The organism is Pseudooceanicola sp. LIPI14-2-Ac024 (assembly GCF_042188925.1).
Classification (GTDB): domain Bacteria; phylum Pseudomonadota; class Alphaproteobacteria; order Rhodobacterales; family Rhodobacteraceae; genus Pseudooceanicola.
Map to the genome: position 1 here is coordinate 601,729 of NZ_CP170102.1, position 21,796 is coordinate 623,524.

The 21,796-nt window shown below is 67.6% G+C and carries 21 protein-coding genes; 13 read left to right on the forward strand and 8 right to left on the reverse strand.

The window, feature by feature from the left end; translation table 11 throughout:
* Positions 1 to 112: 112 nt before the first annotated feature.
* Positions 113 to 670: a hypoxanthine phosphoribosyltransferase gene (gene hpt / locus ACE2AC_RS02950; protein WP_375690639.1), complete on the reverse strand. Its 558-nt coding sequence runs from the start codon at positions 668 to 670 to the stop codon at positions 113 to 115.
* 67 nt (positions 671 to 737) lie between these two features.
* Here hpt and ACE2AC_RS02955 point away from each other — a divergent pair, with 67 nt between their 5' ends.
* Positions 738 to 1,181: a type II toxin-antitoxin system RatA family toxin gene (locus ACE2AC_RS02955; RefSeq protein ID WP_375690640.1), complete on the forward strand. Its 444-nt coding sequence runs from the start codon at positions 738 to 740 to the stop codon at positions 1,179 to 1,181.
* Here the strand turns inward: ACE2AC_RS02955 and ACE2AC_RS02960 are convergent.
* Both ACE2AC_RS02960 and ACE2AC_RS02965 read right to left on the reverse strand, forming a co-directional pair.
* Positions 1,172 to 1,549, reverse strand: coding sequence for a bleomycin resistance protein (locus ACE2AC_RS02960; RefSeq protein ID WP_375690641.1), 378 nt, complete (start codon positions 1,547 to 1,549; stop codon positions 1,172 to 1,174). The two genes, ACE2AC_RS02955 and ACE2AC_RS02960, sit on opposite strands and share 10 nt — an antisense overlap.
* Before the next feature lie 4 nt (positions 1,550 to 1,553).
* Positions 1,554 to 2,042 (reverse strand): CinA family protein, encoded by a 489-nt coding sequence (locus tag ACE2AC_RS02965; RefSeq protein WP_375690642.1) that lies wholly within the window; start codon positions 2,040 to 2,042, stop codon positions 1,554 to 1,556.
* Positions 2,043 to 2,086: 44 nt separating this feature from the next.
* Here ACE2AC_RS02965 and ACE2AC_RS02970 point away from each other — a divergent pair, with 44 nt between their 5' ends.
* Positions 2,087 to 2,686 (forward strand): hypothetical protein, encoded by a 600-nt coding sequence (locus ACE2AC_RS02970; protein ID WP_375690643.1) that lies wholly within the window; start codon positions 2,087 to 2,089, stop codon positions 2,684 to 2,686.
* A gap of 46 nt (positions 2,687 to 2,732) precedes the next feature.
* Here the strand turns inward: ACE2AC_RS02970 and ACE2AC_RS02975 are convergent, their stop codons facing one another.
* A complete protein-coding gene (locus ACE2AC_RS02975; protein ID WP_375690644.1) occupies positions 2,733 to 3,227 on the reverse strand; it encodes a phosphatidylglycerophosphatase A in 495 nt (164 codons plus the stop codon).
* 3 nt (positions 3,228 to 3,230) lie between these two features.
* A complete protein-coding gene (locus tag ACE2AC_RS02980) occupies positions 3,231 to 4,370 on the reverse strand; it encodes a bifunctional 2-C-methyl-D-erythritol 4-phosphate cytidylyltransferase/2-C-methyl-D-erythritol 2,4-cyclodiphosphate synthase (protein ID WP_375690645.1) in 1,140 nt (379 codons plus the stop codon).
* Positions 4,371 to 4,557: 187 nt separating this feature from the next.
* On the opposite strand from ACE2AC_RS02980, the gene dusB reads away from it, so the two are divergent.
* From dusB to ACE2AC_RS03005, 5 genes are all read left to right on the forward strand, one after another.
* Complete coding sequence (gene dusB / locus ACE2AC_RS02985; protein WP_375690646.1) at positions 4,558 to 5,547, forward strand: tRNA dihydrouridine synthase DusB; 990 nt, start codon at positions 4,558 to 4,560, stop codon at positions 5,545 to 5,547.
* Complete coding sequence (locus ACE2AC_RS02990) at positions 5,544 to 6,635, forward strand: nitrogen regulation protein NR(II) (protein ID WP_375690647.1); 1,092 nt, start codon at positions 5,544 to 5,546, stop codon at positions 6,633 to 6,635. Before dusB ends, ACE2AC_RS02990 begins: the two co-directional genes overlap by 4 nt.
* Complete coding sequence (locus ACE2AC_RS02995) at positions 6,635 to 8,008, forward strand: response regulator (protein WP_375690648.1); 1,374 nt, start codon at positions 6,635 to 6,637, stop codon at positions 8,006 to 8,008. The genes ACE2AC_RS02990 and ACE2AC_RS02995 overlap by 1 nt, the downstream gene beginning before the upstream one ends.
* 95 nt (positions 8,009 to 8,103) lie before the next feature.
* Positions 8,104 to 10,395 carry an ATP-binding protein gene (locus ACE2AC_RS03000; RefSeq protein ID WP_375690649.1) on the forward strand — a complete coding sequence of 764 codons (2,292 nt, stop codon included), beginning with the start codon at positions 8,104 to 8,106 and terminating at the stop codon, positions 10,393 to 10,395.
* Complete coding sequence (locus ACE2AC_RS03005) at positions 10,388 to 11,806, forward strand: sigma-54-dependent transcriptional regulator (RefSeq protein ID WP_375690650.1); 1,419 nt, start codon at positions 10,388 to 10,390, stop codon at positions 11,804 to 11,806. The genes ACE2AC_RS03000 and ACE2AC_RS03005 overlap by 8 nt, the downstream gene beginning before the upstream one ends.
* 118 nt (positions 11,807 to 11,924) lie before the next feature.
* Here ACE2AC_RS03005 and ACE2AC_RS03010 read toward each other — a convergent pair whose 3' ends face one another.
* The 3 genes from ACE2AC_RS03010 to ACE2AC_RS03020 form a co-directional block, all read right to left on the reverse strand.
* Positions 11,925 to 13,235 carry an HlyC/CorC family transporter gene (locus ACE2AC_RS03010; RefSeq protein WP_375690651.1) on the reverse strand — a complete coding sequence of 437 codons (1,311 nt, stop codon included), beginning with the start codon at positions 13,233 to 13,235 and terminating at the stop codon, positions 11,925 to 11,927.
* 115 nt (positions 13,236 to 13,350) lie between these two features.
* Positions 13,351 to 14,286, reverse strand: coding sequence for a site-specific tyrosine recombinase XerD (locus tag ACE2AC_RS03015; protein ID WP_375690652.1), 936 nt, complete (start codon positions 14,284 to 14,286; stop codon positions 13,351 to 13,353).
* 2 nt (positions 14,287 to 14,288) lie between these two features.
* On the reverse strand, positions 14,289 to 15,848 hold the full coding sequence (locus ACE2AC_RS03020) for a hypothetical protein (protein WP_375690653.1): 1,560 nt from the start codon (positions 15,846 to 15,848) through the stop codon (positions 14,289 to 14,291).
* Positions 15,849 to 16,139: 291 nt separating this feature from the next.
* On the opposite strand from ACE2AC_RS03020, the gene ACE2AC_RS03025 reads away from it, so the two are divergent.
* The 6 genes from ACE2AC_RS03025 to ACE2AC_RS03050 all read left to right on the forward strand — a co-directional run bounded on the left by ACE2AC_RS03025 (position 16,140) and on the right by ACE2AC_RS03050 (position 21,759).
* Complete coding sequence (locus tag ACE2AC_RS03025) at positions 16,140 to 16,685, forward strand: shikimate kinase (RefSeq protein ID WP_375690654.1); 546 nt, start codon at positions 16,140 to 16,142, stop codon at positions 16,683 to 16,685.
* Positions 16,682 to 17,800 carry a 3-dehydroquinate synthase gene (gene aroB, locus ACE2AC_RS03030; RefSeq protein ID WP_375690655.1) on the forward strand — a complete coding sequence of 373 codons (1,119 nt, stop codon included), beginning with the start codon at positions 16,682 to 16,684 and terminating at the stop codon, positions 17,798 to 17,800. Before ACE2AC_RS03025 ends, aroB begins: the two co-directional genes overlap by 4 nt.
* Before the next feature lie 62 nt (positions 17,801 to 17,862).
* The gene (locus tag ACE2AC_RS03035; protein WP_375690656.1) at positions 17,863 to 18,372 is read left to right on the forward strand and encodes a DinB family protein; all 510 of its coding nucleotides are present in this window, start codon (positions 17,863 to 17,865) and stop codon (positions 18,370 to 18,372) included.
* Positions 18,373 to 18,433: 61 nt separating this feature from the next.
* The gene (acuI, locus tag ACE2AC_RS03040; RefSeq protein ID WP_375690657.1) at positions 18,434 to 19,426 is read left to right on the forward strand and encodes an acryloyl-CoA reductase; all 993 of its coding nucleotides are present in this window, start codon (positions 18,434 to 18,436) and stop codon (positions 19,424 to 19,426) included.
* Positions 19,427 to 19,647: 221 nt separating this feature from the next.
* Positions 19,648 to 20,064: a universal stress protein gene (locus ACE2AC_RS03045; RefSeq protein WP_375690658.1), complete on the forward strand. Its 417-nt coding sequence runs from the start codon at positions 19,648 to 19,650 to the stop codon at positions 20,062 to 20,064.
* A gap of 48 nt (positions 20,065 to 20,112) precedes the next feature.
* Positions 20,113 to 21,759 (forward strand): BCCT family transporter, encoded by a 1,647-nt coding sequence (locus ACE2AC_RS03050; RefSeq protein ID WP_375690659.1) that lies wholly within the window; start codon positions 20,113 to 20,115, stop codon positions 21,757 to 21,759.
* Positions 21,760 to 21,796: the final 37 nt, after the last annotated feature.

Consider the following 21,796-nt stretch of genomic DNA (forward strand, 5'->3'; position numbering starts at 1 on the left):
CATGGGGTTGCCTATACGGCAGCCTAGCAGGCCTGATTGTTACGACACGTGACGAATTCGTGAGCCCGCGCCGGTCCGCCGAACAAATCCTGTGCGCCCACGCACAGTTAGCCTATTCCGCGGCGGCCTCATCGGTGAAGCGGACCTTGCCGATAAAGGGCAGGTTGCGGTTGCACTGGGCATAGTCGATGCCATAGCCGACGACGAATTCGTCGGGGATCTCGAACCCGATCCAGTCGGCCCGGAAATCCACCTCGCGCCGCGACGGCTTGTCCAGCAGCGCGATGGTCCGCAGCTTCTTGGGCTTGCGCGCGCTCAGCAGGTGGATGACGTGGCTCAGCGTGTAGCCGGTGTCGACGATGTCCTCGACCACCAGCACGTTGCGCCCCTCGATCTCGCCGCGCAGGTCCTTGAGGATTTGCACCTCGCGCGAGCTTTCGGTCGAATTGCCGTAGGATGACGCCTCGAGGAAATCGACCTCCACGTCCCGGTCGCTCAGTTCCCGCACCAGGTCCGCGATGAAGACGAAGCTGCCGCGCAGCAGGCCCACCACGACGATGCGTTCCCCGCGCGGGAACTCCGCCTTGATCTTGCGGCACAAATCCTCGATCCGCGCGGCGATCGCCTTGGCGCTGATCATTTCGTCGATGACATAAGGCCGCTCTGGCATGGTCCACCCTTGATCTTGCGGCGCCACTCTACGACATGGGGGCGCAGGGACAAGCAGCGGGAGTGATATGCCGACACATTCGGAAACGAAGCGTCTGCCCTACACGGCGGATCAGATGTACGACCTCGTGGCCGATGTTGCCGCCTATCCCCAGTTCCTGCCGTGGTGCGCCGCCGCGCGCATCCGCTCGCGCACCCCGATCGACGGCGGGGAGGTGATGGAGGCCGATCTCGTGATCTCCTTCAAGGTCTTCCGCGAAAAGTTCGGCAGCCGCGTGACCCTCTGGCCGGGGCAGAAGAAGATCGACACCGAATACATCGACGGCCCCTTCCGCTACATGAAGTCGAACTGGGCCTTCGCCGATGTCGAGGGCGGCTGCGAGGTCAGCTTCTTCGTCGATTTCGAATTCAAGAACGCGGTGCTGCAGGGCATCATCGGCGTCGTCTTCAACGAGGCGATGCACCGCATCGTCCGCGCCTTCGAACGCCGTGCCCACGACCTCTACGGCTGAGCGGCCACCGGCGCGCCAAAGAAGATGAGCGTGCAGTCCTCGTCGAGGACGTGCAGCTCCCTCTGGCCGTAATCCTGGTCGAAGGGCGCGCGGACACGGCCCGCCGGCAGGTCGGCAAGACGCGGCGCCAGCTCGGCCCAGAGCGCGTCGACATCCTCCACGTCGATATAGATCGACTGTTCCTTGTCCCGCAGGCCCGGCGCATCCTCGGCCCAGACCTCGATCAGCCGGATCGCGACCGCGTCGCGGCGAAGGAAGGCATAGCCGTCCGCACGGTACCCCACGACGAACCCCAGCCGGTCGCGATAGAACGCGACCTGGGCCGAAAGGTCGCTGCAGGGCACAAAGGGCGTGATCTGCCGGAACATCGCCTCAGGCCCCGTCCTGCACCGCCCGCAACAGCAGCGCCAGCGCGTGATCGCGCGACGCCGCGCGCACCGCGTCCCGGCCCATCGGCCCGAACTCCCGTGTCTCGTGGACCGTCGCATGCCCCGGTCGCGCCAGCCCGAAACAGACGCGGCCCTCGGGCTTGTGCTCGGACCCGCCGGGGCCGGCGATCCCGGTGATCGACACCGCGATGTCGGCGCCGTAGGCGGCCAGCGCGCCTTCGGCCATCTCCGTCGCGCAGGGCTCGCTCACCGCGCCATGGGCCCGCAGCGTGTCGTCCGACACCTGCAGCAGGCTCCGCTTGGCGCTGTTGGCATAGGCGACAATCCCGCCCAGCACCACGGCCGAGGATCCGGGAATCGCCGTTAGTGCCGACGCCACCATGCCACCCGTGCAGCTTTCCGCGGTGGCGATCTTCAGCCCGGCTGCCTGGCAGAGGTCGAGGATTGTTTCCGGCGAAGGGTCGGTCGTCATGGCGGCCTCGGCATTGTTGAATCTGCCCGCAGGCTAGGGCGTGCGTGACCCCTGGACAAGCACCCGCCAAAGGCGAGACCACGCATTCACCACTGCGCCGCCACAATCCGACCGTCATTCGCTGCGACCTCAAGTTCCTGCATTTGATGCAAAATTTAGTGAGAAGGAGAGGGCGCATGCTTTCATCCATAGGGCTGGGGTCATTGAATACCCTGTTCCAGCCCAACCTGTCCGCGTCCGGCGGCGCCTCGGCATCGGGTTCCAGCAACCAGGTGTCCAAGTCGTCGTCCTCGGACGGGGAAACCTCGTCGGGCGCCAGCCCGGCACCCGCGGCCGAAAGCAGCGGTGCAGCCTCGTCTGCGCCGCCCAGTGCCCAGGCCGCGGTGACGGCGTCGCAGGCGGTTCAGCCGGTGACGAAAAGCGCGTCCGGCATGCAAAGCGCCTATGTCCAGCGCGAGGCGGCAAGCAGCGACTCCGAGACCGGGATCGCGGCGGCCACCCAGCGTCAGATGTTCCGCGCCCAGCTGATCGACCGCATCGGCCAGGAGTCCGAAGCCCGTGACCTCTCCGTCAAGGAAAAGGCATCGGCCGAGGATGACGGCCTTGGAAAGGTGCAGGAATCCGAAATGGATTACTCGTACTGACCCCCGTGATGCGCCGCCTTCACGGGCGGCGCATCGCCTCGGTCCGTCAGAGGATCACCAGGTGGAAGAGCGCGGCCAGCGCCACCACCACGACCGCGGCCATCACGCCCGCGATCACGTCGTCCAGCATCACGCCCATCTCGTCGTCGCGCCGGTCGGCCCAGCCCACGGGGCCGGGTTTCAGGATGTCGAAGGCGCGGAAGGCGACAAAGGCCGCGATCCAGCCGGGCCAGAGCGCCAGCACGTCCGCCCCCATCCGGTCCGCCCCGAAAAGCACGGGCAGCAGCGCGATCCACTGGCCCGCAACCTCGTCGATCACCACGTGGGACGGGTCGTGGATGCCGGTCGCCGCGACCTCCTCGCGGGTGGCCCAGAGCCCGGCGAAGAACACCACCGGAATGGCGATCAGCACCAGCCAGGCGCCGCCGATGGCGTGCAGGACCCAGGCGGCGGGCAGGGCGGCCAGCGACCCCCAGGTGCCCGGCATGGCGGGGATGTTGCCGACGGTGCCGAATGTCGCGACGAGGTGACTTGCGCGCATGGGTTACTCCTGTTCTCCGATCAGCGTGGCGGTGGCCAGCGCCGCGATGCCTTCGCCGCGGCCGGTGAATCCCAGCCGTTCCGACGTCGTCGCCTTGACCGACACGCGGCCCGGCTCCATCCGCAGGATACGCGCGATCTCGGCCTGCATCGCCGCGGCATGGGGTCCGACCTTGGGCCGTTCGCAGACGATGGTGCAGTCGACGTTGCCGATGGCAAAGCCCTGCGACCGGGCCAGCTCTCCGGCATGGGCCAGGAAGATCTCGCTCGCCGCGCCCTTCCACTGCGGATCGCTCGGCGGGAAGTGGCGGCCGATGTCGCCCTCGGCCAGCGCGCCGTAGATCGCGTCGGTGATCGCGTGCATCCCGACATCCGCGTCCGAATGCCCTTCGAGCGCGTGGTCGTGCGGCACCTTCACCCCGCAGAGGACGACATGGTCACCTTCCATGAACCGATGCACGTCATATCCATTGCCAAGCCGGATGTCGGGTAGCCCCATCCTGTCCCCCAGAAGTCTTGCGGCGCGGGCGAAATCGCCGGGGCCGGTGATCTTGATGTTGCTCTCCTCGCCCGCGACCAGCGCGACCGGAAGGCCGGCGGCACGGGCGACCTCGACATCGTCGGCCGCGCCGCCCGGATGGGCACGGTGCGCGGCGAGGATGGCGTCATAACGAAAGCCCTGCGGCGTCTGCGCGCGGACCAGGCCGGTGCGGTCCTGCACGCCGGTGATCCCGTCCGCCCCGGCGCGCCAGAGCGCATCGGTGACCACCAGCCCCGGCGCCGCCGCCGGGACCTCGGCCAGACGGTCCCGCACGCGGGCGATCAACGCGGGCGTCACGCAGGGCCGGGCGATGTCGTGGATCAGCACCGCGTCGGGCGGCGCATCCGCCAGCGCGGCCAGCCCCGCCAGGACCGAGGCGTCGCGCGTCGCGCCGCCGGTCACGCGGAGGACATGGTCGGGCAGGGGAATCGCCGCATCGTCGGGATGCAGCACGACGACGATCCGCTCGATCCCGGCCGCGGCAAAGGCCGCCAGCGTCCAGTCCGCCACCCGCCGACCCGCCAGATCGCGCCATTGCTTGGGCGTGTCGCCCCCGGCGCGGGTGCCACGCCCGGCGGCGACTATGATCGCGGCTGTGTCCATGCTATTCCCTGCGTTTCGCGCCCCTCCATAGGGGCTTGGGCCCGCTTGGGCAATCGCCCTGAAATCAGCCGATCCGTTGCCTATTTTTTAGGCATATTTCAGGTTGTGAATTAATTGGAGCGGTCACATTCATTGAGCATGTTCGGAACATGAGCTAGCCAGTGATTGTTGCACAAGGAATAGGCACATGACCTCCATCAGTGACTCGCTTTCACTGACCCCTCCCGTCTTGCTGGCCCCGATGGCCGGAATCACAGATTTGCCCTTCCGCGATCTGGTGAGCGGCTTTGGCGCCGGCCTGGTGGTGAGCGAAATGGTCGCGAGCCAGGAGATGGTGCAGGGCAAGCCAGGGGTGCGCGAAAAGGCCGAACTGGGCCTGGGGCGCGACCGCACATCGGTGCAGTTGGCCGGCCGCGATCCGCACTGGATGGCGCTCGCCGCCCGGCACGTCGCCGACCAGGGCGCGCAGGTCATCGACATCAACATGGGCTGCCCGGCGAAAAAGGTGGTCGGCGGCCTTTCGGGCTCGGCCCTGATGCGCGAACCCGACCACGCGCTCGGCCTCATCGAGGCGGTGGTGGGCGCGGTCGACGTGCCGGTCACGCTCAAGATGCGGCTTGGCTGGGATGACGACTGCCTGAACGCCGCCGACATCGCGCGGCGGGCCGAGGCGGCAGGCATCCGGATGGTGGTGATCCATGGCCGCACCCGGTGCCAGTTCTACAAGGGACAGGCCGACTGGGCCGCAATCCGCGCCGTGAAGGAGGCCGTGTCGATCCCGGTCATCGCCAACGGCGACATCACCTCGCCCCGGGCCGCGCGGACCGCGCTGCGGCTGTCGGGCGCCGACGGCGTGATGATCGGTCGCGGCGCGCAGGGCCGGCCCTGGCTGCCCGCGCTGGTGGCCCATGACCTCTACGGCACGCCCCGCCCCGAGATTCCCGAGGGTGCGGAACTTTCCGACATGATCGCAGCGCATTACGAGGCGATCCTCAGCTTCTACGGCACCGCGCTCGGCACCCGTGTCGCGCGCAAGCACCTGGGCTGGTACATGGACGCGGCCGGCACGCCCGCCGCCCTGCGCCAACGCATCCTGCGCAGCTTCGACGCGGCCGAGGTCCTGTCGCTGCTGCCCCGCGCCGTGGCGCAGGCGCCCGAGGTGAGGAGCGCCGCATGACGCTGGACGACAACCCGATCTGGGCATCGCTGCCGGTGCCGGCGCTGCTGCTCGACCCCGAGGACCGGATCGAAGAGATCAACCCCGCCGCCGAGGGATTCCTCAACACCTCGTCCAAGTCGATCAGCGGGCAGGGGGTCTGGGACCGGGTGATGATCAACTCCCGGCTCGAAGACGCCTTCAACCGGGCCCGTGAAACCAACTCGCCGCTCTTCGTGAACGACGTGGACGTCGGCACCGGGGAACGCGCGCCGCTGCACTGCAACCTGCAGATCGCGCCAGTGCAGGACCGCCCCGGCTACATGCTGTTCCTGATCTCGCCGCGGGAGCTGGCGGGCCGGCTGACGCAGGACCATTCGGTCAAGTCCGCCGCCAAGTCCGCCATCGGCATGGCCGAGATGCTGGCGCACGAGATCAAGAACCCGCTGGCAGGGATCACCGGCGCCGCGCAGCTGCTGTCGATGGGCCTCTCGGCCGAAGATCGCGAGCTGACCGACCTGATCGTGGCCGAGACGCGGCGCGTGGTGAAGCTGCTGGAGCAGGTCGAACAGTTCGGCAACCTCACGCTGCCCGACCTCAAGCCGGTCAACATCCATGACGTGCTGGACCGGGCCCGGCGCTCCGCGCTCCTCGGCTTCGGCGCGAACATGAAGATCATCGAGGATTACGACCCCTCGCTGCCGCCTGCCATCGGCGATTCCGACCAGCTGCTTCAGGTGGTGCTGAACCTTCTCAAGAACGCGACGCAAGCCGCTGGAAAGCAAGGCGGAACCATCCGCCTGCACACCTACTTCGAACACTCGTTCCGGCTGCGCCGGGCCGACGGCCAAGGCCGGTCCCTGCCGCTGCAGATCGAGATCATCGATGACGGCCCGGGCCTGCCCCCCGATATCGCCGACCAGATCTTCGACCCCTTCGTGTCGGGCCGTGAAAACGGCACCGGGCTGGGTCTGGCGCTGGTGAGCAAGATCATTTCCGACCACGAAGGCTGGATCTCGGTGAACTCCGCGCCCGGCAAGACGGTCTTTCGCATTTCCCTCCCCATGGCGCCGCGCGCCAAGAAAACCAGGAAGAAGGAGACAAGCTGATGGATGGTACCATTCTGGTGGCGGACGACGACCGCACGATCCGCACTGTCCTGACGCAGGCGCTGACCCGGGCGGGCTGCAAGGTGCATGCGACCTCCTCCCTGACGACGCTGATGAGATGGGTGGGCGAGGGCAAGGGCGACGTGGTCATATCGGACGTGATGATGCCCGACGGGAACGGGCTCGAGATGCTGCCGAAGATCGCGCAGGACCGTCCCGGCCTGCCGGTGATCGTGATCTCGGCCCAGAACACCATCATGACGGCCATCCAGGCGGCCGAGGCCGAGGCCTACGACTACCTCCCGAAACCCTTCGACCTGCCGGACCTGATGAAGCGCACTGCCAAGGCGCTTGAACAGAAGCGCCGCGTGCCGTCAAACCCCTCGGCCGCGCCGAGCGAGGTCGAGCGCCCCGACGAGCTGCCCCTGATCGGCCGCACGCCGGGCATGCAGTCGCTCTACCGCCTTGTCGCGCGGGTGATGAACACCGACCTCAGCGTGATGATCTCGGGCGAAAGCGGAACCGGCAAGTCCTTGATCGCACGCGCAATTCACGATTTCAGCGACCGGCGCAACCTGCCGTTCGTCACCGCGTCCTCGGCCGACCTGCAGGAACTCGAAGGCCCCGCGCGCGTGTTGTCGCGGGCCAAGGGGGGAACCGTCCTCTTCGACGAGATCGCCGATCTCGACCCTGAGATACAGGCCCGTATCGTACGGATGATGGACGGGCCGACCGACACGCTGCCGCGCTTCATGGCGACCTGCCAGACGGATCCGAACCGCGCGATGGAAGAGGGCAAAGTCCGGCAGGACCTCTACTACCGTCTCTGCGGCGCGACGATCCACGTCCCCTCCCTGCGGGAGCGTGTGGACGACATTCCGCTGCTGGTCGAACATTTCCTCCAGAAGGCCGAGCGCGAGGGGATGCCGAAGCGGTACCTGTCGAACGACGCGATCGAGATGATGCGCGCCTATTCCTGGCCGGGCAACGTCCGCCAGCTCGAGAACGCGATCCGCCGTCTCGTGCTGACCGCCCGCGCGGACGAGATCACTCGCGCCGAGGTCGAGGCCGTGCTGGGCAACCAGCCCGAGACCGAGCCGGTCCTGGGCGGCGGCGATGCCGAGAAGCTGTCGGCCTCGGTCGCCCGCCACCTTCGGCGGTATTTCGACCTGCACGGCAACATGTTGCCGCCCCCGGGGCTCTACACCCGCATCCTGAAAGAGGTCGAACTGCCCCTGATTGAGATCGCGCTGGACGCAACCGGCGGAAATCAGGCGAAATGTGCCGACCTCCTCGGGATCAACCGGAATACCCTGCGGAAAAAGATCACCGACCTTGATATTCGCGTGACACGGCGCCGCAAGTTGATGTAAAACCGCAACAGAACAGTGGCCGATCGGAGTCCGCTTCGGTGACGAGCCACAAAATATGGCGGTGGTGACCTCAGGGTCACACGAGTAGGCGGGGGATGCCTGTGGCAACCCGGGCACGACATCTGAGCTGGGAGCGGCTGGTCCGCCTCCGGCGGTTACGGCGGTTTCAGAACGCGGCGACGCTGGGTCTCGTGATCCTCGGACCCGTTCTGGCGGTTGCGACCTACCTGGTCCTCGGGCCGCTCGATCAGGGCGCCTCGTCCCTGTCGCTGCGCCTCGTCCTGCTGGCCGATCTCGTCTACGTCCTGATCCTCGGCGCACTGGTTCTGCAGCGGGTGGCCCAGACCATCGCCGCCCGGCGCGCGCGCTCGGCCGGCTCCCGCCTGCACCTGCGGCTGACCGGGGTCTTCGCCCTGATGGCGCTGATCCCCGCCGTCACCGTGGCGATCTTTGCCGCGCTCACCATCAACGTCGGGCTCGAAGGCTGGTTCTCGGACCGGGTGCGTAACGTGGTGGGCGCCTCGCTCGCTGCCGCCCGGGCCTATGAGCAGGAGCACCGCGAGGACCTCGAGGAGGACGCCCGCGCGCTCGGCACCTACATCGACCGCACCCGCGACGCGGCCTTCTTCATGAGCGACGGTGAGCTTCGGCAGGTCCTGACCTCGGGCCAGACCCAGATCCAGCGCGGCCTGCGCGAGGCCTACGTGATCGACGGCACCGGAGAGATCCGGGCGCGCGGCGAACGCTCCTACCTTTTCGATTTCGAGAAACCGACCGAAGAGCAGATCGCCCAGGCCAAGGAAACCGGCTTCATGCTGGTCGAGGACTGGGACAACAACGAGTTCCGCGCCCTGGTCCCGCTTGGCCGTTTCGCCGACCGGATCCTCTATGTGTCGCGCTCCGTCGACGGCGAACTGCTCAGCCTGCTCGACAACACCCAGCAGACCGTCCAACTCTACCAGCAGCTCGAAAGCGAACGGGGCCGGGTGCTCTTTGAATTCGGCCTGCTCTACCTCGGCTTTGCGCTCATCCTCGTCATGGCCGCAATCTGGCTGGGTCTGTGGTTCGCCGAACGCCTCGCGCGGCCGGTGGGCCGGCTGACCGGGGCGGCGCAGCAGGTCGGGGCAGGCGACCTCGACGTGCAGGTGATCGAGGAAGAGGGCGACGACGAGATCGCCATGCTCGGCCGCTACTTCAACCAGATGACCCGGCAGCTGAAACGCCAGCGCGAAACCCTGCTCGAGAACAACCGCCAGATCGAGAACCGGCGCCGGCTGTTCGATTCCGTGCTCTCCTCGGTGACCTCGGGGGTCGTCGGCCTCGACGTCGAGGGGCGGGTGACCTTTGTGAACCGGTCGGCCGAAAAGCTGCTGGCCTGGGACGAGGCGATGCAGGACATCGCCATCGCCGTCGCGGTGCCGGAATTCGGCGCGCTCTTCGAGCAGCTGCGCGCGGGCGACAAGCAGGTCGTGCAGGAAGAGATCAAGGTCTCGCGCAATGGCCGGCTCGAGAACCTGCTGGTCCGCATGGCGACCCGCCGCAACGCCGAGGGCCGGCGCGAGGGTTACGTGATCGCCTTCGACGACGTGACCGACCTGGTGACCGCGCAGCGCATGGCGGCCTGGGGCGACGTCGCCCGCCGCATCGCGCACGAGATCAAGAACCCGCTGACCCCGATCCAGCTGTCGGCGGAACGCATCAAGCGCAAGTTCACCCGCCACCTGGACGAGGCCGAGGCCGAGAGCCTGGAAAGCCTGACCGAGGTGATCGTGCGCCAGACCAACGACCTGCGCCGGATCGTCGACGAGTTCTCGAAATTCGCGCGCATGCCCGAACCCGTTCGCAAGGACGAGGATATCGCCCAGCTCCTGCGCGAGGCGGTGCTGCTGCAGCAGTCGGGCCAGCCGGGGGTCGAGATCACCGCCGACATCGACGCCGGGCCGCTGCCCGCGCAGGTCGACGCCACGATGATCGGGCAGGCGCTGACCAACCTGATCAAGAACGCGGGCGAGGCGACCGAGACCCTGGTCGAGAAGGGCGCGCCCGACGGCTACGCCGCGGCGATCCGCGTCGCCTGCGCGACCGAGCCGGCCGAAAACGGCCAGCCGCAGGCGGTGATACGCATCGAGGACAACGGCATCGGCCTGCCCGAGGATCGCGCCCGGCTGTTCGAGCCCTACGTCACGACCCGAGAGAAGGGCACCGGCCTCGGCCTGCCCATCGTCAAGAAGATCATCGAGGAGCATGGCGGCAGCCTCGCCCTCGAAGATGCGCCCGAATTTCCCGGGTGCAGCCACCGCGGCGCCGCTGCGGTGATCCGGCTTCCGCTGAAGCCAGGCACCGCGTCTGACGACGCCCAAGAAAGAGAGCGAGAGGCACATGAGTGATATTCTGATTGTCGACGACGAACGCGATATCCGGGAGCTGATCTCGGACATCCTTGAGGACGAGGGGCTGACCACCCGGCTGGCCGGCGGCTCCGACGAATGCATGGCCGAGCTCAACAGCGAGCCGCCGTCGCTGATGATCCTCGACATCTGGCTGAAGGACAGCAAGATGGACGGGATCGACATCCTCAAGCACGTCAAGCGCAACAACCCCGACGTGCCGGTGGTGATCATCTCCGGGCACGGCAACATCGAGATCGCGGTCGCCGCGATCAAGCAGGGCGCCTACGACTTCATCGAGAAGCCCTTCAACATCGACCAGCTGCTGGTGGTGATCCGCCGCGCGATGGAGACAGCGCGCTTGCGGCGCGAGAACAACCAGCTCAGGCGGCAGGACACCGCGGCGGCCGAGATGATCGGCAATTCCGCCGCCTACCGCTCGATGATCGGCCAGCTCGACAAGGTCACGCGCTCGAACGGCCGGGTGATGCTGACCGGCCCCGCCGGCGCCGGCAAGGAGGTCGCCGCGCGCTACATCCACGCCCAGTCCACCCGTGCCGGTGCCCCCTTCGTCGTCGTGCCCTGCGCCTCGATCGACCCTGACCGGATGGAACAGGTTCTCTTCGGCCGCGAGTCCTCGGAACGCGGGGTCGAGAAGGGCCTGCTGGAAGAGGCGCATGGCGGGGTGATCTATTTCGATGAGGTCGCCGACCTGCCGCCCGGCACCCAGTCGCGCCTGCTGCGGGTGCTGGTCGACCAGACCTTCACGCGGATCGGCGGCACCGACAAGGTGCGGGTCGACATCCGTGTGATCTCGTCCACCGGCCGCGACCTCGAGGCCGAGATCAACGCCGGCCACTTCCGCGAAGAGCTCTATCACCGCCTCAACGTGGTTCCGATCGCGGTGCCGAGCCTGTCGGAACGGCGCGAGGACATCCCGGTGCTCTCCGAGCATTTCATCGAGGAGCTTCACGCCGGGCAGGGCCTGCCGAAGCGGGTGCTCTCGGACGAGGCGGCGGCGCTGATGCAGACGATGAACTGGCCCGGCAACGTCCGCCAGCTGCGCAACGTGATCGAGCGGATCCTGATCCTGGGCGACAGCCGCGACGCGATCGGCGTCGACGAGATCCCCAAGGAAGAGGAACGCGCCCCCGCCGACGGCCGTGTCGTCCTGTCGGGCGCGCTGGCCACAATGCCCCTGCGCGAGGCGCGCGAGGCCTTCGAACGCGAGTACCTGCTGACCCAGATCAATCGCTTCGGCGGCAACATCTCGCGCACCGCGCAGTTCGTCGGGATGGAGCGTTCGGCCCTGCACCGCAAGCTCAAGTCGCTGAACGTCGTGACGACCTCGAAGGCCGGCGGCCGCGTCGCCCATGTCGAGGACGAGATGCACCAGGAGGCGGCGGAGTAATCCGCCACCGCTTTCCCCTGGTCCCGTATCTCGGGGGTGAATTGAGCCGCAGGCTCAAGAGGGGGGCAGCGCCCCCTTCTTCATTTCCGCCCATGGCCCGACGCGGCCAGTGCCCCTGTCAGAGCGGCCGGATCTTCAGCCGGGTGATCCGGTTGTCCTTGCGCGCCACCACCTCGAAGCGGAAGCCGTGGAACGAGAAGACCTGCCCCGTGGTCGGGATGGTCTGCGCCTCGTGGATGACGAGGCCCGCGACGGTGTTGGCCTCCATGTCCGGCAGGGACCATTCCATCGCCCGGTTCAGGTCGCGGATCGTCATCGCGCCGTCGACCAGGTACTGGCCATCCTCGCCGCGCCGGATCTGCATGTCGGCGGCCGGGTCGAACTCGTCGGTGATCTCGCCCACGATCTCCTCGAGGATGTCCTCGAGTGTGATGAGACCTTGCAGCGATCCGTATTCGTCCACCACCAGCGCGAAATGCGACCGCATCCGCAGGAATTGGCGCATCTGTTCGTCGAGCGTCGTGGTCTCGGGCACGAAGTAGGGCGCCATCGCCACGTCCGACAGCTTGAAATCCTGCAGGGAATCCCCGGCCGGGCGGTCACCGTCGAGCGACAGTTTGTGAATGTAGCGCGACAGGTCCTTGGCATGGACCACGCCGATGATGTTCTCGGGATCGTCCTTGTAGACCGGCAGGCGGGTGTGGTTGCTCTCGAGGCACTGGGCCAGGATTTCCTCGGGCGCGTCGTCGGCGTTGATCATCTCGATCCGCGAACGGTGCAGCATGATCTCTTCCACGAAGCGGTCCGAGAGGTCGAGCGCGCCGAGGATCCGGTCGCGGTCCTCCTTCTCGACCACGCCCTCGGAATGGCCGAGGTTCAGCGCGCCCGCGATCTCCTCGCGCACCGCGAGGACGTTCGCCTCGGGGTCGGTCCGGATGCCGAAGATGCGCAGCACGAACCGCACGAAGGCCCGCACCGCCGTCACCACCGGAGAGAACACGGTGATCACGATCTTGATCGGTGCCGAAACCAGCGCCGCCGCCGTCTCGGCATTGGTGATGGCATAGGTCTTGGGCATCACCTCGGCAAAGATCAGCACGAGGAAGGTCATCACCAGCGTCGCCACCGCCACGCCGCCCTCGCCGAAGGCGCGGGTGAAGAGCGCCGTGGCGAGCGAGGTCGCGAGGATGTTGACCAGGTTGTTGCCCAGCAGGACCGAGCCGATCAGCCTTTCGTTGTCCTCGGTGATGTTGAGCGCGCGTTCCGCGCCCTTGGAGCCCTTGTCGGCCTGCGCCTTGAGCTTGCCGCGCGACGCGGCCGTCAGCGCCGTCTCCGAGCCCGAGAAGAACGCCGAGAGGACGAGCAGGCACAGGATCGCCCCCGCGATTGTCCAGAAGGTGGCGTCGTAAATCGTGCTGGAGGCTTCCATTTTTTCGGGTTCCGGTTGGAGTTGAGGGAGTTGTCTGGTTATGGGGTGTGTCGCGCGGCCGATCAAGATGCCGGGCGGCGGCGACGCCGGCGCGTGGCGCTTGTGTCGCGGGGGATCAGCCCTTGGCCTGCTTCATCAGGGGATGATGGTCCTCGACCAGTTCCCTGAGCCGCGCGTCGAGCACGTGGGTGTAGATCTCGGTCGTCGCCAGGTCGGCGTGCCCCAGCAGGGTCTGGATCGCCCGCAGGTCCGCGCCACCCTGCAGCAGGTGCGTGGCAAAGGCGTGGCGCAGGGTGTGCGGCGTCACCTTGTCCGGCGACACGCCGCCCGCGACAGCGATTTCCTTGATCAGCAGGTAGAACCGGTTCCGCGTCAGGTGGCCGAGTTTCCCGCGCGAGGGGAACAGGAACCGCGACCCCGGCTTGCCCTGCCGGCGCGCGGCCTCCTCGGCGGCGTCGCGGATCGCGAGCCATTCGGTCAGCGCCGCGCGGGCGGGGGCCGACAGCGGAACCATCCGTTCCTTGTCGCCCTTGCCGCGGATCAGCAGCATCCGCGGATCGCCCCGCGCCGCCGCCACGGGGAGCGAGACAAGCTCCGTCACCCGCATCCCCGTGGCGTAGAGCACCTCGACCAGGCAGGTGTTGCGGGTCCGCTCCTCGGCCGTGCGGCCGTGGTCGCGCGCGGCGGTCAGCAGGCAGTCGACCTCTTCGGTGCTGAGCGTCTTGGGCAGCCGCTTGTCACGGCCGGGGCCGCGGATCTGGATCGCGGGGTTGTCCTCGCGCCAGCCCTCGTCGAAGGCAAAGCGGTAGAGCTGCTTGATCGCCGACAGCCGCCGGGCCCGGGTCGCGCGGGAAAACCCCTGCGCGTCGCAATGGACGAGGTAGGCCTCCACGTCGGTGCGTCCGGCGGTGGCAAAGCTCTCTCCTGCGTTGGCCAGCCAGGCCGACACGTCCTTGAGATCGCGACCATAGGCCAGCAGCGTGTTCTGTGCCGCCCCGAGTTCGGCCGCCTGGGCTTCGAGGAAGGCGGATATCCAGCGCGCGTCGGTCATGATCAGCTGCGCCGGTCGAGGATGAGTAGCTGCAGGCCGGCCCGCCGCGCGGTGTCCTCGAGGCCGACGGACCGGAAGGTGGCCAGCGCGCGGGTCGCGTCCTTGGATTCTCCCGCGCTGGCATGGGCGTAGAGCTCCATCGCCAGCAGGATCGCCTCGCCCATGCGGCGGTCGGCCACCAGTTCGCCCGTGTGCTCGACCGGCGGCGTATCGGCGGCAAAGCCCGCCGCCACCGCCCGCGCACGGGCCGACGGGGCGGTGGCCGATCCGGCCTCGCCCAGGGCGAGTGCCACCAGGAATTCCTCTTCGCGCCCCTCGGCCGGCATGGTCCGCGCCGCCGCCTCGTAGCTGGGCGACAGCAGCGCCACGCGCAGCGCGGTCCGCTGGGCCGGGCGACTTTCCAGCTCCATCTCGATCAGTTCGGGTCCGTAGTAGCGGGCAAAGGGCACCTGCAGCCGCGCCTCGCGCATCGCGGCCCAGGCGGCGGTCAGGGTGTTGGCGACCTCTTCGGGGTCGTGGCTGGTCATCGCGCGGTCAAAGGCCTGCACCGCGGCGACACGGTCCCAGATGCCGCCCGACGCGGCGGGCTTGCGTTCGCCGTAGACCTCGAACAGCCGTTTTTCCGACAGCGCCCCGGTGCGTGCCAGCCGTTCCACCGCCTCGAGCTCGGCCTTCCAGCCCGAGACGTTGCGCAGGTCGGCAATTGCGTAGTGCCGCGGCAGCGGCGCGGTCGACAGCGGCTGGCCGATCGCCTCTTCCAGCCGGAAGACCATCGGCGTCACCTCGGCCGAGGGGGCCAGCGGCGGCATCGTCTCGATCAGTTCGGGTTCGAGGAACAGCTGCAGCAGCGTGTCGGTCCGGGGCGAGAATTCGCCAAGCGCGACGTTGGTCTGGTAGGTCACCATCGCCGCCTGCCAGTCGCCCATACGGGCCAGGCAGTAGACGCGGCTCGCCTCATCCGGGGCCAGGTCGGGGCGGGTGGCCATGCGGCGGCAGGCCTCGCCCTCGTTGCCCGAAAGCAGCGCCAGGTCGAAATAGCGGCGGAATAGGTCGCGGTGCTGTTCGGCGCCCGCGTGTTCGATCAGCGCCATCGCCGGATCCACCGCGCCCAGTTCCACCAGCTTGTCTACGCGGGCGATCAGCATCTCGGGCCGGGGGCCTTCGCGCGACGGCGTGTAGCTTTCGGTCAGCAGCAGCGAATAGGCCAGCGCCTGCATTGCCGGCTGGTCCTCGATGTCGAGCCGGTCGAGCATCCGGGCGATCCGCGCCGGGTCGGAGCCCTGCCAGAGGTCCAGCGGCAGGCCCGTCACGCTGGTCGGCATCAGGCCGACCGGACCATTGCCGATGTCGTCCAGCGGGCGCACCGCGACCACCGGCGTCTGCGCGCCATGGCTGACCGGCGGCTCGCCCACGGGGGGCATGCGCCGGTCGGGCGGCACGAGGGCCGCCAGCGAATCCGCGTTGTCGAGCCACTGGATGGCCGAGATCGGCGTCTGCGCCGACACGCCGGGCGCCAGCGCGAGCAGGGGGATCAGGAAAAGGGACAGACGGTCAATTGACATCCAGCGTCACGGGCATCCTGATTTCGGACTGGGGTGGCGAGAAATCGACCCCGAAAAGGGGTCCGAGGTAAGCATAGGCGATCAGCGCGATTCCCAGGAGAACCACGAAGAAAAAGAGCCACCGTATCACGAAGAACATATTCTGCTGCCTGCCTGACGTCGTTCTGCCTTTTGGCCGCGCATCGCACGGCCGTCCCTTTTTGTTTCTTATAACTGGCAATTCCATCAAGATCACGTCATTCAGGGCCGCACGCGAAGATTTGAGCAAATCACAGCCGAAGCGGATGGGGCATGGGCTACCGACTGAAGAAGACCGTCGTGCTTGTCGGCATGATGGGGGCCGGCAAGAGTTCCGTTGGCCGCACCCTGGCCGAGATCCTCGAGGCACCGTTCCGCGATTCGGATGCCGAGATCGAACAGGCCGCCAACATGACCGTGGCCGAGATCTTCACCCGCGACGGAGAGACCTTCTTTCGCGCCAAGGAGGCGCAGGTGATTTCCCGCCTGCTGGATGAAACGCCGTCGATCCTGTCGACCGGCGGCGGCGCCTACATGCAGGCCGGCAACCGCGAGGAAATCCACGACAAGGGCGTCGCCGTCTGGCTCGATGCCGACCTCGACCTGCTCTGGACACGGGTCAAGCACCGCGACAGCCGGCCGCTGCTGCGCACCCCGAACCCGCGTGCGACCCTGTCCGAGATTTACCGCAAGCGCACCCCGGTCTATGCCAAGGCCGAGTTGCAAGTGAAGGCCGACGCGTCCTTTTCCCTGCACCAGATGGCCAAGCGGGTGGTGGGCGCGCTGCTGACCCGGCCCGACGTTCTGGAGAAGACATGACCGACACCGTCCGCGTGGCCCTGGCCGAACGCAGCTACGACATCCACGTGGGCGAGGGGCTGCTGCCCCGTGCGGGCGCGCTGATCGCGCCGATCCTGCACCGCCCCCGCGTCGCGGTGATCACCGACGAGACGGTAGCGGCCCATCACCTCGACAGCCTGCGCGAGGGCCTTGCCGTGCAGGGCATCGCGATGGAGGCGCTGGCGCTTCCGCCGGGCGAGGCGACCAAGGGCTGGCCGGAGTTCACCCGCACCGTCGAATGGCTCCTGGACCAGAAGGTCGAACGTCGCGACGTGGTGGTGGCGCTTGGCGGCGGGGTCATCGGCGACCTCGCGGGATTTGCCGCCGCGGTGCTGCGGCGGGGCGTCCGGTTCGTGCAGGTGCCGACGTCGCTGCTGGCACAGGTCGACAGCTCGGTTGGCGGCAAGACCGGGATCAACACGCGCCACGGCAAGAACCTTGTCGGTGCGTTCCATCAACCGTCGCTGGTGCTCTGCGACACCGGCATCCTCGACACGCTGCCGCCGCGCGATTTCCTGGCCGGGTACGGCGAGGTGGTGAAATACGGGCTCTTGGGCGATGCCGCCTTCTTCGACTGGCTCGAGGCCCACGGCCCGGCCCTGGCGCACGGTGACCGGGCCGCGCGGATCCGTGCCGTGCGCCGCTCGTGCGAGATGAAGGCCGAGATAGTCGCGCGGGACGAGACCGAGCAGGGGGACCGCGCGCTCCTCAACCTCGGGCACACGTTCTGCCATGCGCTGGAGGCCGCGACCGGGTATTCCGACCGGCTGCTGCACGGCGAAGGCGTGGCGATCGGCTGCCTTCTGGCGTTCGAGCTTTCCGCCCGGCTCGGACTCTGTTCGCAAGAGGATCCGTCGCGCCTGGCCGCGCATCTGCGGCAGATGGGCACCAAGGTCACGCTGGCCGACATCCCCGGCGACCTGCCGGATGCGGACGGGCTGCTGGAGCTGATGGCGCAGGACAAGAAGGTGATGGACGGCAAGTTGCGGTTCATCCTCGCGCGCGGTATCGGGCAGGCCTTCGTCACGTCGGACGTGCCCTCTGACACGGTCCGCGCGGTGCTGACCGACGCGCTTCGTGCGCGGAACGGCTGAACGGGGGTTGCCTCCCCGGTTGCCCCTTGGGAATATCCGCCCGACCGAACGGGGGTAAGCCGATGATCAGCCCGGCCTATTGCGTGATGATGGCGCGCTACAACAGCTGGCAGAACCAGTGCCTGCGGCGTGCCATGGCGCAATTGTCCGAGGGCGACCTGACCGCCGACCGGGGCAGTTTCTTCAAGTCGATCCTGGGCACCGCGAACCACCTGCTGTGGGGCGACCGGATGTGGATGTCGCGGTTCTCCGACGTCGCGCCGCCCGATTGCCCGATCCCCGAAAGCCCGAACCTGACGCCGACCTCGGCCGCGTGGGAGGCCGAACGCTTCCGCCTCGACGGCCGGATCGAGCTCTGGGCCGAGGGGTTGCACGCGGTCGACCTGACCGGCACGCTGACGTGGTACTCCGGGGCCCTGGAGCGCGAAACCTCGAAGCCCTACGGCCTCTGCGTGGCGCATATGTTCAACCACCAGACCCATCACCGAGGCCAGATCCACGCCATGCTGACCGCGGCGGGGGCTCGGACCGAGGACACTGACCTTTTCATCATGCCCGATCGCGACAGCTGACGGGCCTGCCGCAAGACATCAGCCGTCCGGCGGAAGCCATTCGAAAGACAGGAGGAGTTTCATGTTCAACGCGCTCGTCATGACGCAGGATGCCGAAGGCACGGCCAGTGCCGGGATCCAGCAGCTTGGCCTCGACGACCTGCCGCAGGCCGAGGTGACGGTGGCGGTGGAGTATTCCACCGTGAACTACAAGGACGGGCTCTGCCTGTCGCCGAAGGGCGGCGGCCTGGTCCGCAAGTACCCGCATGTGCCGGGCATCGACTTTGCCGGGACGGTCGAATCCTCGGACGACGACCGCTACAAGCCGGGCGACAAGGTCGTGCTGACCGGCTGGCGCGTGGGTGAGGCGCATTGGGGCGGCTATTCCCAGAAGGCCCGGGTCAAGCCCGAATGGCTGGTGCCGCTGCCCGAGGGGCTGACCACCCGGCAGGCGATGGCGGTCGGCACGGCGGGCTTCACCGCGATGCTGGCGGTCATGGCGCTCGAGGATCACGGGATGACGCCCGGGCATGGGCCCGTGCTGGTGACCGGGGCCGCGGGCGGTGTCGGATCCGTCGCCACCGCGATCCTCGCCCACCTCGGCTACGAGGTCGCGGGCGTGACCGGGCGGCCCGAGACCGAAAGCTACCTCAGGGACCTGGGCGCCACCCGGATCGTTCCGCGCGAGGAGCTGAACGAAACCACCAAGCGGCCGCTCGAATCCGAAACCTGGGCGGGCTGCGTCGACGCCGTCGGCGGCGCGATGCTGGCCCGCGTGCTGGGACAGATGAAATACGGCGCCTCGGTCGCGGCGGTGGGGCTGGCCGGGGGCGCGGCGCTGCCGGCGACGGTCGTGCCGTTCCTGCTGCGGGGGGTGAACCTGCTGGGCATCGACAGCGTGATGCAGCCCTATGACAACCGCGTGCGTGCCTGGCAGCGGGTGGCCAGCGACCTGCCGATGGACAAGCTCGACGCGATGGTCCAGCCCGCGGCGCTTTCCGACCTGCCGAAGCTGGGCGCCGACATCCTGAACGGCCAGGTCAAGGGCCGGGTCGTCGTCGACGTGAACGCCTGACCGGAATGGCCTGAAACGGCAGCCGATGTCGTTTCAGGCCAGAAAACCGCCGCGTGCGGTTGCCCTTGCGGCACTTTCGGCGTTACCCTCCTACCAATCCGTGCAGAGCGCGCTAGCTCCTGCACCGTAGCGAAAAAGCGTGGAGTTGTGGCCGTTTACGCCGCGCACTTGACGGTGTGCGATAGCAATGCCGTCCCTCCGCGCCTGTGACGGAGGGAGATGTGTTCACCAAAATCATGATCCCGGTCGACCTGGCGCATGCCGCCAAGCTGGCCAAGGCGCTCGACGTTGGCGCGGCGCTGGCGAAACTCTGGTCGGCCCCGGTGACCTATGTCGGCGTCTCGGCGGCGACACCCAGTTCCATCGCGCACACGCCGAAGGAATTTGCCGCGAAGCTGGCCGCCTTTGCCGAGGCGCAGGCGACCCAGCACGGCATCACCACCTACGCGCACGCCATGACCAGCCACGATCCGACGACCGACCTCGACCCCACGCTGATGAAGGCGGTGGACGAGGTGGGCGCCGATCTCGTGGTGATGGCGAGCCACATCCCGAACCTCACCGACTACATCTGGCCGTCGAACGGCGGCACGCTGGCCGGGCACTCAAAGGCCTCGGTCATGGTGGTGCGCGCCTGAGAGCGCGGCCACCTCAACGGAAATGGACAGTACCAAGAAGGAGCCGAAATGGCCGATGAAAACGTAGATACCGGCATCCCCGAACCAGAGGGTCCGTCGGATATCATCGAGACCGAATACGAGATCGGACAGGACAATATCGACGGGTCGGTCGGACCTTTCGGGTTCGACATCCACAACCCGGTCTTCCTTGTCTCGGGCCTGACGATCATCGCCTTCGTGTTCTACACGCTGGCGCTGCCCGAACAGGCCTCGACCGCGTTCAGCTGGCTCTTTGACAGCGTGACCAAGGGGTTCGACTGGTTCTTCCTGACCGCCGCGAACATCTTTGTCATCTTCTGCCTCCTGCTGATTGTCACCCCGGTCGGCAAGGTCCGCCTCGGCGGGGCCGAGGCGACGCCGGACTACACCTACATCGGCTGGTTCGCGATGCTCTTTGCCGCCGGCATGGGCATCGGGCTGATGTTCTACGGCGTGTCCGAACCGCTCAGCCACTTCTCGTCCTCGTACGGCGGCGTGGCGGTCGGCGAGGACGGCGTGCGCACCGACTGGGCGCCGCTTGACGCAGCAGAGGGGGACGAACACGGCGCGATGCAGCTTGGCATGGCGGCGACGATCTTCCACTGGGCGCTGCACCCCTGGGCGATCTATGCCGTGGTGGCACTGGCGCTGGCGCTCTTCAGCTACAACAAGGGCCTTCCGCTGACGATCCGCTCGGCCTTCTACCCGATATTGGGCGAACGGGTCTGGGGCTGGTGGGGCCACGTGATCGACATCCTCGCGGTCTTTGCCACGCTCTTCGGGCTGGCGACCTCGCTGGGCTTCGGCGCGACGCAGGCCAACGCGGGCCTGAACGAGCTCTTCGGCATCCCGGTCGGATCGACCATGGAGGTGTTGCTGATCTCGGGCATCACGGCGATTGCGCTGATCTCGGTCCTGCGCGGCCTCGACGGCGGGGTGAAGGTGCTCTCCGAGATCAACATGGGCCTCGCCTTCCTGCTGCTCTTCTTCGTGCTTCTGGTCGGCGGTTTCCTTGCCGTGGTCACCGGGTTCTTCGACTACCTGCTGTCCTACTTCCGGTACCTTCCGGCTCTGTCGAACCCGTTCGGGCGTGAGGACGTGAACTTCATGCAGGGCTGGACCGCGTTCTACTGGGCCTGGTGGATCTCCTGGTCACCGTTCGTGGGCATGTTCATCGCGCGCGTGTCGCGGGGCCGGACCGTAAGGGAATTCGTGACCTGCGTACTGCTGATCCCGTCGCTTGTCTGCGTGATCTGGATGTCGGTCTTTGGCGGCGTCGCAATCAACCAGGTGGTGGCGGACGGCTACACCGCCGCCCAGGACGCCGAATTGTCGCGCCAGCTGTTCAAGATGCTGGACGCGCTGCCGCTGTCGGGCATCACCTCGATCATCGGGATCGTGCTGGTGATCGTGTTCTTCGTCACCTCGTCGGACTCGGGCTCGCTGGTGATCGACACGATCACCGCCGGGGGCAAGGTCGACGCGCCGGTGCCGCAGCGGGTGTTCTGGTGCGTCTTCGAAGGCGCCGTGGCACTGGTGCTGCTGCTGTCGGCCGGTGGCCTGGGGTCGCTGCAGTCGATGGTGATCTCGACCGGGTTGCCGTTCACGGTCGTCCTGCTGCTGATGTGCTGGGCGATCTGGAAGGGCCTGCAGGCCGAGCGCACGGTGCTCTGATCTTCGCCGCGCGATGACGCGGGGCGGCCGGCAAGAC